The following is a 15252-nucleotide window of genomic DNA, read 5'->3' as shown; positions in this document are numbered from 1 at the left end:
GCTCAGGGCAAGGAAGGGGCTCGACCGTGGCAGTACCGCCCAAATCCCCGTACACGTTCAGCCGGAGAGACCGCGACAGACTCTCCCGCACACAACCGCTGACCGGCCGAGTGATCGCGGTCACCGGGGCGGGCCGCGGAATCGGGCGTGCCGTCGCAGCCCGGCTCGCCGCGGCCGGAACCGCCGTGGCGATCGGCGATCTCGACGCGGAGCTCGCCAGGGAGACGGCCGGTGCCATCGGCGCGCGTCCCGGTGGCCGACTGCTCGGGCTGTCTCTCGACGTCACCGACACACATTCCTTCGATGACTTCCTGCGCACCGTCGAGACCGAGCTGGGGCCGATCGACGTACTGATCAACAACGCCGGAATCATGTGGGTGGGCCCCTTCGAGGAGGAACCGGAGGAGGCCGCCCTGCGCCAGTTCGACGTCAACGTCCACGGCGCAGTGCGTGGGATGAAACTGGTGATCCCGGGGATGCGGAAACGCGGTCGCGGCCACGTGGTGAACATCGCCTCCGCCGCCAGCAAGGTCGCCCCGGCCGGCGAGGCGACCTACGCGGCGACGAAGCACGCCCTCCACGGCTACAGCACAGCCGTCCGCGCCGAACTGCGCGGCACCGGAGTGCACGTGTCCCTGGTGATGCCCGGCGTCGTGGACACCGAGCTGGCCGTGGGCACCGCGACCGGCCCCACCCGACGCCTGACGACGGATCAGGTGGCCGACGCGGTGCTCGACGTCGTGCTGCGCCCGCGGTTCGAGGTCTTCGTTCCACGCCAGGTAGCCGCCCTGACCCGGTTGGCCGCGGTGCTGCCGGGCCGTGCCCGCGACGCCCTGCATCACCTCCTTGTCCCCGACCAGCTCGCCGCCCTGTCCGACCGGTCGGTCCGCGCGGCCTACGAACAGCGCACCCGCACCGCCCGCCTGCCCGAAGGATGAGCCCGTGACCACCACGCCCAAGCCGACGCCCAGCGCGAAGAAGGCCCAGGACGCCGCCGCTCCGCGTCCCATCCCCGAATTCGAAGGTGTCCACGACGTATGGCCCCGTGGTGACCGGCTGCGCGCCGTGCGCGGCGCCGCGGCCACCTACCGTGAGCGGTTCGTCCAGCAGGGCCGCATCCACGCCGTCCGCAGTTTCGACATCGCCGCCGCCCCGTACCCGACCCGGTTCGGCTTCCACGGCGCCGCGCTCGCCGTCAACCCGTTCGTGAGCATCGTCAACCGGATGCTCGTCGTGCAGTTCGACGGCTTCGACGGTGAGCCGAAAACATTGGTGTGGGAGCCGACCGTCGCCGCCGGAACGGCTCAAGCACCGTTCTACGCCCAGCTCAAGCGTCTGGCGGGGGACTTTCTCACCGAGCATGTCTTCGCCCGCTTCTACCAGGACCCGAACACCGTCCTGCCCTCCTGCGGTCTGCGACCCGAGGACGTGGACTTCGTCAGCTTCGACCACCTGCACGTCCAGGACGTGCGCATGATCATGGGAAGTACCAGCACGATTCCGGGTGAACGGGCGCCCCGCGATGCGCTGTTCCCGCGCGCCAGGCTGCTGGTGCACCGCAGGGAGCTGGGCACCTTCGAATCGGTGCATCCGATGCAGTGGGCCTGGTACGTCGACGGAGGCATGGACGGGGTACCGCCCGAGCGCATCACCGCCTTCGACGGCGATGTCGAACTCGGCGTCGGCGTCAGCCTGCTGTGGACCCCCGGCCACACGGACGGCAACCACTCCCTGGTGCTGAACACCCCCGACGGGGTGTGGGTCTCCTCCGAGAACGGCATCTCGGCCGACAACTGGCAACCCGAGCTCTCCCGCATCCCCGGGGTGCGCCGCCACGCCGCGTTCTACGGCCATGAGGTGGTGCCCAACGCCAACACCCTGGAGGACTCTCTCGACCAGTACGACTCCATGGTCAAGGAGAAGACCCTCGCCGACCCCAGCCGGCGCGATCCGCGCTGGCTGCAGATCCTGCCCTCCTCGGAGCTGGCCCCCTTCAAGCGGCACTGGCCGGTGCGGCCCAGCTTCTTCCACGGCGGTCTGAACTACGGCGAACTGACCCCTGCCGGTGGTGGCCGATGACCGGCCCGGCCGCCCGCCGGATCGCTGCGGACGGCGTGGAGTTGGCCGCCTACCAATGGGGAGCGTCCACGGCTCCTCCGGTGGTGCTGGTCCACGGCTATCCCGACACCAGCGCCGTGTGGCGCCCCGTCGCCGAGCGCCTGGCCGACCGCTTCCACGTCACCGCCTTCGACGTGCGGGGAGCCGGTGCCTCCCACCGGCCCAGGGGTCTGCGCGCCTACCGGATGTCCCGCCTGGAAGCCGACCTGGAGGCGGTTCTCGACGCCGTGAGCCCCGACCGCCCGGTGCACCTGGTCGGACACGACTGGGGATCGATCCACTCCTGGGAGTCGGTCACCGGCACCCGCCTGGCCGGGCGGATCGCCTCGTTCACCTCCATCTCCGGACCCTGCCTGGACCACGTCGGCCACCTGATCCGTGCCCGCCTTCGGCCGCGGCATCCGGATCTGCCGAAGATGCTGCGGCAGGCCGCACGGTCCTGGTACATCGCCTACTTCCATCTTCCGCTCCTGCCCGCCCTGACCTGGCGAGCACTGGGACACCGCTGGCGCACCTTCCTCACCGGCTCCCAAGGCATGCCCGGGCACACCCCCTACCCCGCGCCGACGCTGGCCCGCGACGCCGTGTCCGGCACCGCGCTGTACCGCGCCAACATGCTGCCCCGCCTGCTGCGTCCCCGGGACCGGCCGACCACCGTCCCGATTCAACTCATCATCCCCACCCGCGACTTCTGCGTCACCCCGGTGCTGTCGTACGGAGTGGAGCACTGGACGGGCCAGATACAACGGCGCCCGATCGACGCCGGGCACTGGGTACAGCTCAGCCACCCCGAGGAGATCGCGTCCCGGATCGCGGAATTCGCCAACCGCATCGAAGACGGCTCCCGCCCCGCTCCGGACCACACCGCGCACCCGATCTGACAGCCCAACAGACCAGCAGTACTGGACGACTGCCTGACCGCCCTTTCGCACACACCGATCGCTGACGGAGGAGGAACCTGTCATGTTCCGAGCCGCACATACCCACCTGGAACGTCCGTCCGAGCCCATCGACCACCACGACCTGGTGCTACAACCCCGGGACGTCACCTTCGACTGGGGCACCACCCCGCTCCACTGGCTACCGGGTGAGCCCTTCGCGACCCACACCTTCGATGTGCTCCACCTCATGCTCCCCGAGCTCGAACGCTGGTTCGTGCGCACCTTCGAGCAGGCACTGCCACTGATCACCGATGACCGGCTGCGCGAGGACGTACGCGGCTTCATCGGCCAGGAAGCGATGCACGCCGAGGCGCACCAGGAGGTCCTGGAGCACCTGCTCACCAAGGGGCTGGACCCGGCTCCGTACACCCAGCAGTCCGAATGGATCTTCCGAAGGGTGCTCGGAGACCGGCCGGAGCTGACCCCGGCCGCCACACACGCGCACCTCCTCCAACGACTCGCCCTCATAGCGGCCTTCGAGCACTTCACCGCGTACATGGGTCACTGGATTCTCAGCAACGGGCACCTGGACCAGGCCGGCGCAGACCCCGCGATGCTCGATCTGTTCCGCTGGCACGGCGCGGAGGAGGTCGAACACCGTTCGGTCGCATTCGACCTGCTGGTGCACCTCGATCCCCGCTACCGGCGCCGAGTGGTCGGCATGCTCGTCACCACTCCGGTGCTGACCCGGCTGTGGATCCGCGGAGTCCGCTTCCTGATGAGCGCCGACCCTGAACTCGACGATCAGGTCAAGGTCCGCTTCCGCGACTACCTGACCGCGGCCCGCAAGCACCTGTTGCCCCCGCCGGTCTCGTTCACCCGCTCGGTGCTGCGCTACTTCCACCCCGGCTACCACCCGACCCAGGAGGGCTCGACCCAGCAGGCGGTCGCCTACCTGGCAACGTCCCCCGCTGCCCGAGCGGCTGCCCGATGACCCAGCAACCAGTGGGACATCGCATGGACATCGGCACACCCGCCACTCGGCCGCCGGACCTGTACGGCAGGCCGCGCGGCGACTCCTTCATGCAGAAGCTGGCGGCTTTCAGCGACCACGCGGTCACGCGCCTCGCGCGGCGCGGCACTCCTCCCAGGCGCCCGCCGGCCACCGAGATGCCCGTGATCCGGGAACTGGTGGTCGCCGCCAAGCACCAAGAAGCCGAGGATGTCGTCTCCCTGCGGCTGGCAGCATCTGACGGGGGAGTACTCCCGCCCTGGCAGCCCGGCGCCCACATCGAACTGCAGCTGCCCTCCGGCCGCAAGCGGCAGTACTCTCTGTGCGGCGACCCCGCCGACCGGTACCGGTACCGCATCGCGGTGCGCCGCATCGCCAACGGCCAAGGCGGTTCGGCCGAGGTACACGACGCCCTCTCAGACGGAATGCGGGTCGCCATCACCGGGCCCCGAAACGCCTTCCCCTTCGCCGCCGAAACGTCCATCCTGCTCATCGCAGGCGGCATCGGAATCACCCCGATCCTGCCGATGGCCCGGGAAGCCGCCCGACGCGGGCTTGACTGGAGGCTCGTGCACACCGGCCGCAGCCGCGGCTCGATGCCCTTCGCGGCAGAGCTGGCCGAACTCGCAGCCGCAGCCCCTGGCCGGGTCTCCATCCGTCCTGACGACGAGTCCGGCGCGCCCGAAGCAGCCGATCTACTGAGCTTGAGCCCGGCGACGGGTGCGGTGTACTGCTGCGGGCCCGCACCCATGATCGACGGCGTTCGGCGCGCGTTCGGTGACAGCCGCGCGTCCGCCCTGCACTTCGAGCGTTTCGCCCCGGCCCCGATCACGGACGGCCATCCCTTCGAACTCCAACTGGGCGACACCGGACGGGTTCTGCCAGTGCCGTACGACCGCTCCGCCCTGGATGTTCTCCACGAGGCCCTGCCGGACCTGCCGTTCTCCTGCCGCCAGGGGTTCTGCGGCACCTGCCGGGTACGGGTGGCCCATGGCCATGTCGATCACCGTGACCGTCGGCTCACGGCCACCGAACGTGCGGCCGGCGCCATGCTGCCCTGCGTCTCGCGTGCACCGGAAGGAGAGCGGTTGGTGCTGGAGGTGTGAGCGATGGCCGAGCGCCCGTAGAGCGCGGCCATCGCCGCGAGGAACCTCAACGGCAGGGTTGACACCCGACCCATGGCGCGACGCACTGCCTGGACGATGAGACGGTCCATCCGGGACACCGGCCAGATCCAGCGGCAAGTCGAGCCACCAGGCCGGCCACCGGGCGCAGCGCGAACGGTTGACGGGACATCACTTGGCTGATCTTCACCCCCATCTCTGACGCTTCCCGCGCCGGTGTCGCGCATCAGCTGGCGTGGCCGGCCGCTGCGACAGCCCCGGCAGTGCGCGGTGCTGACGCGAGGGCGACTTGGAGGTGTGGGAGCTGATCCGGCCGGTCATCACGTCCTGGAAGGGGCAGCACCGCTCGGTCAGCGGTCATGAGGGCCGGTACGAGATGCGAGAGATCGTCGACGCGATCCTGTACCAAGCCCGGGTGGGCCGCCAATGGCGCTACCTGCCGCACTACTTCCCGCCGTACACCGCGGTGTACTACTACTTCGGGAAATGGCGCGACGACGGCACCGACCAGGTGATCCACGACCTGCTGCGCCGGCAGGTGCGCGAGAGCCGCGGCCGCCGTGAGGACCCGTCCGCGATCGTGATGGACACCCAGACCGTGCACGCCTCCGTCAACGCGCCCAAGGCCACGACGGGGCTGGATCCGGGCAAGAAGAGCCGGGGCCGCAAGCGGGGCATCACCACCGACATCCTGGGCCTGCTCATCGCGGTGATCGTGGTTCCGGCGAGCGTGCACGACAACGCCATCGGCATCACGCTGCTGGACCAGGTCGCCGCGGACAACCCGTCCGTGACCAAGGGCTGGGTGAACGCCGGTTTCAAGAACGCGGTCATCGACCACGGCGCCGCCTTGGGCATCGACATCGAGGTGGTGCAGCGCGATCCGCACACGAAGGACTTCGCGCCGGCGCCGAAGCGGTGGATCGTCGAGCAGACCTTGTGCGCCACGAGGCGCTCTGGCCGCCGGAAAGACAACTGAAACCGGCGCCGTGCTCTGCTTCGGCTTCGTATGGTGTGGTCGGAGCAACTTCCGGAGTGCGGAGCGATGCCCAGCGAGGGCATTCAAGGAGATGAGTGGGACGCCTAACTCGCGCTAGAACGTACAAGCAGAAACGAACGTGGGATCGCCTACGGGATGCGAGTCCTAGGGCGACGGAGGCCCCGTAGTAGTCGCCGGATTAACGCCCGGCCGAGGCGGGCGGGAAAGCCGTCCGCAGGGCGAAGTTGCGCCGTCTGACTCGGCGTTGGATCACTCTTTCAGAGAGTAGAGGTTCGGAAGGGGAAGCCTCTGGACCACCCGCCTTACCTGGACGCGAAAGCGCGAGGGAACAACAGCATGGCGGGAAAGCGTGAAGCGCTGCGAAGGCGTTTAAGGTGCTGTCGCGCAAGGTCCGTGTGATATGGCGAAGACCAGACTGTTTGAAGCCCAGTTCCCAGTGATGGAAAGAGGAATTCGGGATTGCCTAAGGGGCGAGAGTCCTAAGGTGACGGAGTGTCAATAGTAGTCGTGAGAGTAACGCCCCACCAAGGAGAGCGGGCGCGTCCGGTCCGCAGGGCCTTGGCAAGTTCGCGACGGAGCTTCGCCCCGGCCCTGGACGTAGAGAGCCTGGTAGACCGTCTCGTGGGTCACGTGCATCTCCGACCGGTCGGGGAACTTTCTGCGGTTGCGGCGGATCTCCCGGCTGATGGTCGACGGGCTGCGGCCCAGCTCGGCTGCGATGGCCCGGATGGGGGTCTTCTCCTGCAGCCGGTCGGCTATGTGTATGCGCTCGTCCTCGCGCAGGTACCGCGACGAGGTGGACCGTGGCGTCCGCGGGGATAGCGCGGGCGCCACGGTCCGGTTGGGACTCGTCCTGCCGTTCCGCCATGCACGGCCGGTCCTCAGGTTGATCCCTACGACCTGGCAGGCTTCCTTGTTCGAGTACCCCAACTGCATGAGGCGGAAGTATTCCTCCCGCTCACGCTGCAGCCTCTCGGGCCCCTGAGCCTTGCGGACCTTGCGGACCTCGAAGTCCATCGCACCCCTTGAGCTGGGGTGTTGCGACGACCACTAGAACTCGAGCCGGCGGGGCGTGGTGTCAGCGGCTGAAGACGCGTTCGCCCTTGTCGCGGTGGGTGGTGTGCAGTTCCCAGTAGACCGGGGAGATCTCCTCGGGCTGGGCTGTCGGGAAGCCGGGGACGACCGACATGCCGATGGACACGTCGATGCCGACGTGGGCGGCCTGGATGCCGCTGTCGGCCAGCTCCTTGTGCAGGTTGACGGCCCAGTTGCGCAGGGCCGCGGCGGCGGCATTGACGTTGCCGACTTGAGGCACCGGGTCGATGGATCCGGCGCCGGTGGTGAACAGCAGGGTGCCGGCGCTGGCATGGCGCATCGCGGGCAGCACCGCCTGGGTGGCGGCGATGGCCCCGTAGAGCTGGAAGTCCATCTCGTGCTGCACATCCGCGGGTGCGGTTGCACTGGGCAGGGTCAGGACGGTCGAGTCGAATCCGCCGACCGGGGAGTACTCCAGCACGTCGATGCCGCCGAAATGCGTGGAGGCATCGCGCAGCGCCGCGGTGAGCGCATCGCGGTCGAGGACGTCGGCGGGGAAGGCGGCGGCGGTGATGCCGTCAGCGGCCAGTTGGGCGACGAGGCCGTCGAGCTTGGCGCGGTTGCGGGAGACCAGGGCGACGCTGTGGCCGTGGGAGCCGAAGGTGCGGGCGATGGCGAGGCCCAGCTGAGGGCCGGCGCCGACGATGGCGATGGTGGGCATGGGAAGCCTTCCATGGAGTGGGGTGGATAGGGCTATCCACTTTCTGATCCGGAAAGCCCTATCCGGTTCGCTGGTCGAGCGTAGCACGGGAATCGGATAGGGCTTTCCGGTTTGCTAGAGTGGTCGGCATGACCCCTCGGGACCAGCACACTGGCGGCACCGGCAGCTCGGCCGGCCCCGCCGCTCAGCCGCTGCGCAGTGACGCGGAGCGCAATCGGGCGCGGATCATCGCTGCGGCGCGCACGGTGTTCGGCCGCGACGGGCTGAGCGCGTCGATGGCCTCGGTCGCACGGGAGACGGGGGTGGGGATCGCCACGATATTCCGCCGCTTCCCCACCAAGGAGGAACTGGTCGCGGCTGTCTTCGCGGACCGGATGGACGCCTATGTGCGAGCCACCGCCGAGGCACTGGCCGAGCCCGACCCGTGGCGCGGCTTCAGCGGCTACATCGAGACGGTCTGCGCGATGCAGGCGGCCGACCGCGGCTTCGCCGATGTCCTGACGATGAGTCTGCCCGGGGCCGAGGCCCTGGAGGCGTGTCGCGCCGAGGCGTACCAGGGCTTCCTGGAGCTCATCGCCCGCGCCAAGGACAGCGGAGACCTGCGTGAGGACTTCACCAGCCGGGACCTGGTCCTGCTGCTGATGGCCAACGCCGGCGTCCTGAGCGCCACCGGTGAGGACGCGCCCGATGCCTGGCGCCGCCCGGTCGCGTGGATGATCCAGTCCTTCAAAGCGCCCGCCCGCGGCCCGCTGCCAGACCCGCCGGAGGACGCCGCCCTGTATCAGGCCATGCGCCGCGCCAGCCTGGGCCTCACCTCAACCGAAACCGGAAAGGGGCACTGACCCCCGGTCGGCGGTCAGTCGAGCCGAACCCCTGTGCGCTCTTCCAGGGCGTGCAGGAGCCGGTCCTGGAACTTGGGCTCGCGCGCGGCGGGGTGCGGGTCCTGGGTGCGCTGGTGGTACCAGTAGCCGCCGGTGGGCGGCGTGATGTCGTCGTGGGTGGCCAGCCAGACCTGGGTCTGGTGGCCGGCGGCGAGGTCGTCGGTCGCGCCGGGGCCGCCCATCCGGGTGGGCACCCAACCCGGATCGACGGCCTGGGCGGCTGTCTTCTCCCACCGGTCGGCGACAGCCATGGCCAAGGTGGTCACCCACAGCTTGCTGTCGCTGTAGGAGGCCGTGCCGTCCGCCAACCGCGCAAGGCTGGTGGAACCGCCCCGATGCATGGAGCTGCTCAGGTAGATGAGTCGGGACGGCTTGTCCATCAGGGCCGTCAGTAGGTAGGGCGCGATCACGTTGACGGTGGCCGCTTCGGGGGTGTGCATGGTGCCGGCGTTGTGGATGACCGTGTCGAAGCGGCCGAACGCGGCGGTCTGACGAACCAGGCCGGGGACCTCGCCGGTCTCGGCCAGATCCCCGGTCACCACGCCCGCCCACCGCCCCCCTCCCGCCGGCGCGGTGACGCGTGCCGGGGTGCGGGCGTGGACGACCACGTCGTGCCCCTCCTCGGCCAGCGCGGTCGCCGTCGTATAGCCGAGCCCGCTGGAGGCTCCCGTCACCAAGATCAGGACCATGTGGTCGGGTTCTCCGTCCGTGAGGTGGTGGGAGGGCGAGAGCGGGGCTGTCGGCCCGGTACTCAGAGGGTAAGCAGGACCTTCGTCGCGCGACGCTCGTCCATCGCCTTGTAGCCCTCCGGAGCCTGCTCCAGGGGGAGGGTGAGGTCGAAGACCTTGCCGGGGTCGATCTTCTTGTCCCAGATGAGCTGGATCAGCTCAGGGAGGAAGCGGCGCACGGGGGCGGGGCCACCGAGGGTGTGGATACCGGCGAAGAACAGCTGGATGCCGGGAATCTGGACGTCGTAGTTGACGCCCACGTAGCCCAGGTGGCCGCCGCCGCGGGTGGCGCCGACGGCCTGCATGAACGATTCCTGCGTGCCGACCGCCTCGACGACCGAGTGGGCGCCGAGGCCGCCGGTGAGTTCCCTGATCTTGGCGATGCCTTCCTCGCCGCGCTCCTCCACGATGTCGGTCGCGCCGTAGTAGCGGGCCAGCTTCTGCCGCTCCGGGTGGCGGGACATGGCGATGATCCGCTCCGCGCCGAGCTGTTTGGCGGCCAGGACTGCCATCAGGCCGACCGCGCCGTCGCCGACGACCGCGACGGTCTTGCCGGGCCCGGCCTCGGCGGCGACGGCCGCGTACCAGCCGGTGCCCAGCACGTCGGAGGCGGCCAGCAGGGCGGGGACCAGCTCCGGGTCGGGTTGTCCGGGCGTGGCCACCAGGGTGCCGTCGGCCAGCGGGATGCGGGCCTTCTCGGCCTGGGTGCCGATGCCCGCGTGGACGAACTCGGCGTGCACACACTTGGACTGGAACCCGGCCTGACAGATCTCGCAGGTGTTGTCGGAGATGACGAACGACCCGACCACGAAGTCCCCGGGCTTGACGGTCTTCACCTCCGCGCCTACCTCCTCAACCACGCCCACGTACTCGTGGCCCATGAGCGTGTGGTCGACGGGTTCGACACCACGGTACGGCCACAGGTCCGAGCCGCAGATGCACGTCGCGGTCAGCTTCACGATCGCGTCGGTGGGCTCGATGATCTTCGGATCCTCGCGCTCCTCCACACGGACGTCGCCGGCGGTGTACATCACTACTCCACGCATCGTGGATCTCCTTGCTTTCATCGTGCGGGCGCCTGAAGGCACCGGTTCGTTTCAGGAAGGCACGGCGCTGCCGCGGCTTCCTCGGTTTGGAGGGCTCATGCGGTCGAGCCCGCTCAAAGGGCCGAAGCGTCCGGTCCCGGGTCCGGCATCACCACCGCCGAGCGACGGCGCTGGGTGAGTGCGATGGCGATCGTGGGGATCAGTGTGAGAGCCCCGATGGCGGCGCCGACGGCGGCGGGACCGGTGGCCCGCAGGGGTGACTCCAGAGCGAGGCCCGCGAACCAGGAGCCGACGGCCGTGCCGAGATTGAATGCCGAGACGGTGAGGGCGGAGCCCAGAGTGGGGGCCCGGCCTGCGAAGCGGACGCCGAGGGAGATCAGTACCGGGTTGGCGCCGAGTCCGAACAGCCCCAGCAGGGCGACCAGCACGATTGTGGGCGCGGCGGACCGGGACAGCAGGCACAGCGCCAGGAGCAGGATCATGGTTGTCGCAGCGGCAGCGATGGTCGTCGTGTGCGGACGATGGTCTCCCAGGCGGCCGCCCACGAGAAAACCCGCCAGGGCACCGATGCCGAATCCGACCAGGACCAGCGGCACAAGGCCGGAGGCCAGCCCCGCCCGGTCGGTCAGCAGCGGCGAAATGTAGGAGTACGTCGACAGCACGCCGCCCGTCGTGGTCGCGCAGGCCGCGAGGACCAGCCACATCAGGCCCGAGCGCAGAGCGGACAGCTCGGAGCGGATCGACACCGCCGCGTGACTCACTTCGTCGGGCGCGACGTGGCGGGCGATGAGCACTATGGCGGCTGCCCCCAGGGCCGCGAGCGCCCAGAACGGGCCCCGCCAGCCCATGACCTGTCCGGCGAAAGCGCCCAGCGGCACGCCGACGACGTTGGCGAGCATCGCGCCGGCGCCCACGACGCCCAGGGCGCGGGAACTCGAGGCGGGGCCTGCAGCACGGGCGGCTACTACGTTGGCCACCGCCCAGAACGCGCCGGTCGCCAACGCGGTCAGGAACCGCGCGGCCAGCAACAGCGAGAAGCTGGAGCCGACGGCGACGATGACGTGCCCGGCCGCGAAGACCCCCAGCGCCAGGATCAGTGTCAGCCTCCGGGGAAGCCGCAACGTCAGCATCGCCATCAGCGGCGCACCGACGATCATCCCAACCGCGAAGACAGTGATCAACAGACCGGCCTGGGCCACGCTGATCTGCACGTCACCGGCGATCTCCGGCAACAGGCCCGCCACCACGAACTCAGTCGTGCCCATCAAGAACGTGCCCAGTGCCAGGATGTGGACGACGAGCGGAAGCCGGGTGGGCGGCTGCCCAGGGTCAGTGCCCTGCAGGGCGTCGGGGGCGTGGAGGGTGTCTCCTCGCGTCGTCATGCTTCATCTCCGCAGCGGGTCGAAATCGGGGGCGCATCCCACGAAACCGCTTCTGCCTCAGGCGCGGGAGGCCCGGTTTATAGGGGGTACAAGCTCAACCCCCCTCCCTCAGCGGCTCGCGCCGTAGCGTTGAGGGCATGGAACGCCTCCCCGACCGCCGCGCCGACATCCGTGACTTCCTCGCCACCCGGCGCGCCAAGATCACACCGGAGCAGGTCGGGCTGCCCACCAGCGGCCGACGCCGGGTTTCGGGGCTGCGGCGCGAGGAGGTCGCCGTCCTCGCCGGCGTGAGCACCGAGTGGTACACGCGTCTGGAGAAGGGCCACATCAACGGAGTATCCGAAGACGTCCTCGACGCGGTCGCCGGTGCGCTGCAGCTGGACGACGACGAACGCACCTACCTGTTCGACCTGGCCCGGGCAGCCCAGCCGTCCAGCCGCACCCCCCGCCGCCGCAAGGCCGTCGACGTGCCGCCCCGCGTCCAGTGGCTGCTCGACTCCATGACACTGTCCGCGGCCCTCGTCACCAACGGCCGCCTCGACATCGTCGCCGCCAACGCACTGGCCCGCGCCCTGTTCGCGCCACTGTTCGACAGCGAGACCACCGATGCTCGAGGCCGGCCGAACTTCGCCCGGTACTGGTTCCTCGACCGCGGGGCACCCGACTTCGTCGCCGACTGGGACGGCGCCCTTGGCGCCACCGTCGCCCTGCTGCGTGCCGAGGCGGGGCGCTACCCGCACGACAAAGCGCTGCGCGAACTGATCGGTGAACTGTGCACGATGAGCGCCGAGTTCCGCACTCTTTGGGCCGACCACGACGTGCGAATCCACCACGGTGGGGTCAAACAGTTCCAGCACCCTGACGCCGGGCCTCTCGAACTCGTCTACCAGCCTCTGGACCTGCCCATTTCTCCACGCGAGGTCCACTCGCTGACCATCTACACGGCCGAGCCAGGCACCCCTGACGAGGACCGGCTCAAGCTCCTCGCAAGCTGGGCAGCGACCAAGTCCAAGGAGATAAGCCCTACCGGTGACCGGGACTCTTGAACCCCGGATGTCGCCTAGAACTTCACAGCAGCGAAGCCGATGTGAGCGGGCAGACAAGACACCCAGGGCCATCAGCTCAGCAGCGGCCGCTGCTGAGCTGATGGCGGCCGGTGGCTGACGAGGCGCGCTGCTAGGAGACTGTCCATGAGAGGGCTGCATCAGTTCCGGTGTGGACGCTACGGGCGACGTTGCTGGGGATCTCCTCCTCGCGCACGGCGTGTTTCATGGCCGCGCTGTCGCCTGTCTCTCCGACCCTTCCTGTCGATCCGGCCATCCCGTGGCCGTCGAGCATCCGGACGAATGTCCGTGGCCGGAACTGGGCGGCCCGCGATCGGTATGCAGAATGCACCCGGCGACCTTCTCATGTCGGGCAACGGCGTTGTCCAGGGCCGTCACGGCGAGGCCGGACTTCATCCGCGCGTCGATGGAGTAACCGACGATCCTCCTGCGGAAGACGTCCTTGATCGCATAGAGATACAACTTCCCTTTCCCGGTGGCGTGTTCGGTGATGTCGGCGAGCCACAGGCGGTTCGGGCCATCTGCGGTGAAGTCACGGCGGACCATGTCGTCGTGTACCGGCGGACCGGCCTTCTTGGTCCTGCCGCGTCTTTTCCCGAACACGCTCCACCAGCGGTTGTCCCGGCAGATCCGCCACGCGGTCCGGTGGCCATGACCGACCTCGCGTCGCGGGCTTCATCGGCCAGGAAGCGGTAGCCGAACTCCGGATCCTCACGATGGGCGTCGAACAACACGTTCGCGCGGTAAGCCTCCTTTAGTGCGGCATCGGTCACCGGCCGGTCGAGCCAGCGGTATGAGGGCCGTCTGGCGTGCTGGGGTTCCCGGCACGTGATCGTGACGGGAACCCCGTCCACGGCCGGCTCCCTCACGAGCGGGTAGAGCTTTTTCCTGGCAGATGCGCTTGCGACAGGTAGTCGCGGTCCGGCACAGGACCTCGTTCTCCTGCTTCAGCAGCTTGATCCGCTGATGCGCGGTCCGTAGTTCCGCGTTCCTGTTGACGAGCAGATCTGCAGCAGCTCACGCGTCATTGTTGTCTCTCTGTTGCGCGCACTCTCTGTCGTCAGTGGGCGCCAGCCGACGAAAGATCCCGGCCGACGGTCAGGTTTGAACAGCCTCGGTGCTCTCCGTGACAGGGGCAGTCCTTGCCACCGACGAGTTCCCGGCCACCGCGGCGGGATACCGCGATCTGCTGAAGTGGGCCAGGAAGTCGGGAGCCGTGAGGCGGGCCGGGGTGGAGGGGACCGGCTCGTATGGGGCGTCCCTGTCCCGCCATCTGCTGGCCCAGGGCGTGGACGTGTTTGACGTGAACTGGATGGACCGGGCGGATCGTCGGCGGCGCGGCAAGTCGGATCCACTCGATGCCCAGAATGCGGCGCGAGCCGTGTTGAGCGGGCGGGCCCGCGCCCGGGCCAAAACGGGCGACGGGCCGGTGCAGGTCGCGAGAATGTACAAACTCACGAAGGCGTCGGCGGTCAAAGCCCGCACCCAGGCCATCAACCAGCTCACGGCCGTACTCGTCACTGCGGACCCCGTCTTGCGGGAGGAACTGGCCGGACTGGGCAATGCCGAACTCTTCCGTACCTGCGCACAGTTCACCGATGCGCGTGGTCACGAGGAGGTCGGCGCGGAGCCGGTGATGCAGGCCACCCGGATCACGCTGGGCCTGCTGGCTCACCGGATCGGCCAGCTCTCCGAGGAGATCCGGGACGTGGAGGCTCGTCTTGCCCGGCTCGTGGAATGCCATGCCCCGCAGCTTCTCGAGGTGGTGGGGATCGGCCCGGACACGGCGGTCACGTTGCTGATCACGGTGGGGGACAACCCGGAACGGCTGGACAGTGAGGCGTCGTTCGCCGCGCTGTGCGGGGTCAGCCCTGTCGAGCGCTCCTCGGGACGCCGGCAGTTCCGTCGCCTCAACCGCGGCGGCGACCGGCAGGCCAACGCCGCGCTCCACCGCATCGTGTTCACCCGCCTGCGGGTCGACCCGCGCACCCAGGACTACTACGAGCGCCGCGTCAAGGAGGGCAAGACCCGGCGCGAAATCGTCCGCTGCCTCAAACGCTACGCGGCCCGGGAGGTCTTCCACCTGGTCAAACAGCTACAGCCAGGACCCCGCTCATAGGGGCTGTGACACGTGATGGTCGCTGAGGCCCCCGCCGGGCAGGTGCTGGCAGGGTGCCTCAGCGTTCCTCAGCGGCGAGGTCCGCTCCTCGATCCTGCTGCGGAGTCTGCGAACGCCTCGATTGCCCGCAGCGGGCGGCGC

At 69.2% G+C, this 15252-nt stretch carries 13 protein-coding genes and 2 pseudogenes; 9 read left to right on the top strand and 6 right to left on the bottom strand.

Annotation, left to right across the window (positions count from 1 at the left end; translation table 11 throughout):
* Positions 1 to 26 precede the first annotated feature (26 nt).
* The 6 genes from OIC96_RS08845 to OIC96_RS08820 all read left to right on the top strand — a co-directional run bounded on the left by OIC96_RS08845 (position 27) and on the right by OIC96_RS08820 (position 6114).
* Positions 27 to 938: an SDR family oxidoreductase gene (locus tag OIC96_RS08845; protein WP_330308409.1), complete on the top strand. Its 912-nt coding sequence runs from the start codon at positions 27 to 29 to the stop codon at positions 936 to 938.
* A gap of 4 nt (positions 939 to 942) precedes the next feature.
* A complete protein-coding gene (locus tag OIC96_RS08840; protein ID WP_330308410.1) occupies positions 943 to 2079 on the top strand; it encodes a hypothetical protein in 1137 nt (378 codons plus the stop codon).
* On the top strand, positions 2076 to 2999 hold the full coding sequence (locus tag OIC96_RS08835; RefSeq protein ID WP_330308411.1) for an alpha/beta fold hydrolase: 924 nt from the start codon (positions 2076 to 2078) through the stop codon (positions 2997 to 2999). The genes OIC96_RS08840 and OIC96_RS08835 overlap by 4 nt, the downstream gene beginning before the upstream one ends.
* 82 nt (positions 3000 to 3081) lie before the next feature.
* Positions 3082 to 3993 carry a metal-dependent hydrolase gene (locus OIC96_RS08830; protein WP_330308412.1) on the top strand — a complete coding sequence of 304 codons (912 nt, stop codon included), beginning with the start codon at positions 3082 to 3084 and terminating at the stop codon, positions 3991 to 3993.
* 23 nt (positions 3994 to 4016) lie between these two features.
* Positions 4017 to 5117 (top strand): PDR/VanB family oxidoreductase, encoded by a 1101-nt coding sequence (locus OIC96_RS08825; protein ID WP_330308413.1) that lies wholly within the window; start codon positions 4017 to 4019, stop codon positions 5115 to 5117.
* A gap of 313 nt (positions 5118 to 5430) precedes the next feature.
* Entirely contained in the window at positions 5431 to 6114 is a 684-nt protein-coding gene (locus tag OIC96_RS08820) for an IS5 family transposase (RefSeq protein ID WP_330308414.1), read from the top strand.
* A gap of 554 nt (positions 6115 to 6668) precedes the next feature.
* On the opposite strand, the pseudogene OIC96_RS08815 reads toward OIC96_RS08820, so the two are convergent.
* Positions 6669 to 7152, bottom strand: a pseudogene (locus tag OIC96_RS08815) (helix-turn-helix domain-containing protein); the annotation flags it as partial.
* A 61-nt stretch (positions 7153 to 7213) separates the two neighbouring features.
* Positions 7214 to 7891, bottom strand: coding sequence for an SDR family NAD(P)-dependent oxidoreductase (locus tag OIC96_RS08810; protein ID WP_330308415.1), 678 nt, complete (start codon positions 7889 to 7891; stop codon positions 7214 to 7216).
* Positions 7892 to 8019: 128 nt separating this feature from the next.
* On the opposite strand from OIC96_RS08810, the gene OIC96_RS08805 reads away from it, so the two are divergent.
* A complete protein-coding gene (locus OIC96_RS08805; RefSeq protein ID WP_330308416.1) occupies positions 8020 to 8733 on the top strand; it encodes a TetR/AcrR family transcriptional regulator in 714 nt (237 codons plus the stop codon).
* A 14-nt stretch (positions 8734 to 8747) separates the two neighbouring features.
* On the opposite strand, the gene OIC96_RS08800 is transcribed toward OIC96_RS08805, so the two are convergent.
* The 3 genes from OIC96_RS08800 to OIC96_RS08790 all read right to left on the bottom strand — a co-directional run bounded on the left by OIC96_RS08800 (position 8748) and on the right by OIC96_RS08790 (position 11928).
* Positions 8748 to 9461, bottom strand: coding sequence for an SDR family NAD(P)-dependent oxidoreductase (locus tag OIC96_RS08800; RefSeq protein WP_143628778.1), 714 nt, complete (start codon positions 9459 to 9461; stop codon positions 8748 to 8750).
* A gap of 62 nt (positions 9462 to 9523) precedes the next feature.
* Positions 9524 to 10546: a zinc-dependent alcohol dehydrogenase family protein gene (locus OIC96_RS08795; protein WP_330308417.1), complete on the bottom strand. Its 1023-nt coding sequence runs from the start codon at positions 10544 to 10546 to the stop codon at positions 9524 to 9526.
* 113 nt (positions 10547 to 10659) lie between these two features.
* Complete coding sequence (locus OIC96_RS08790) at positions 10660 to 11928, bottom strand: MFS transporter (protein WP_330308418.1); 1269 nt, start codon at positions 11926 to 11928, stop codon at positions 10660 to 10662.
* A 137-nt stretch (positions 11929 to 12065) separates the two neighbouring features.
* On the opposite strand from OIC96_RS08790, the gene OIC96_RS08785 reads away from it, so the two are divergent.
* Positions 12066 to 12974, top strand: coding sequence for a helix-turn-helix domain-containing protein (locus tag OIC96_RS08785; protein WP_330308419.1), 909 nt, complete (start codon positions 12066 to 12068; stop codon positions 12972 to 12974).
* A 222-nt stretch (positions 12975 to 13196) separates the two neighbouring features.
* Here OIC96_RS08785 and OIC96_RS08780 read toward each other — a convergent pair whose 3' ends face one another.
* On the bottom strand, positions 13197 to 13595 hold the full coding sequence (locus tag OIC96_RS08780; RefSeq protein WP_330308420.1) for a DDE-type integrase/transposase/recombinase: 399 nt from the start codon (positions 13593 to 13595) through the stop codon (positions 13197 to 13199).
* Positions 13596 to 14103: 508 nt separating this feature from the next.
* On the opposite strand from OIC96_RS08780, the pseudogene OIC96_RS08775 reads away from it, so the two are divergent.
* Positions 14104 to 15111, top strand: a pseudogene (locus OIC96_RS08775) (IS110 family transposase); the annotation flags it as partial.
* Positions 15112 to 15252: the final 141 nt, after the last annotated feature.

The sequence above is a fragment of the Streptomyces sp. NBC_00775 genome (assembly GCF_036347135.1).
Lineage (GTDB): Bacteria > Actinomycetota > Actinomycetes > Streptomycetales > Streptomycetaceae > Streptomyces > Streptomyces lutosisoli.
The sequence above is the reverse complement of the archived record's forward strand: the minus strand, read 5'-3'. Positions and strand labels throughout refer to the sequence as shown.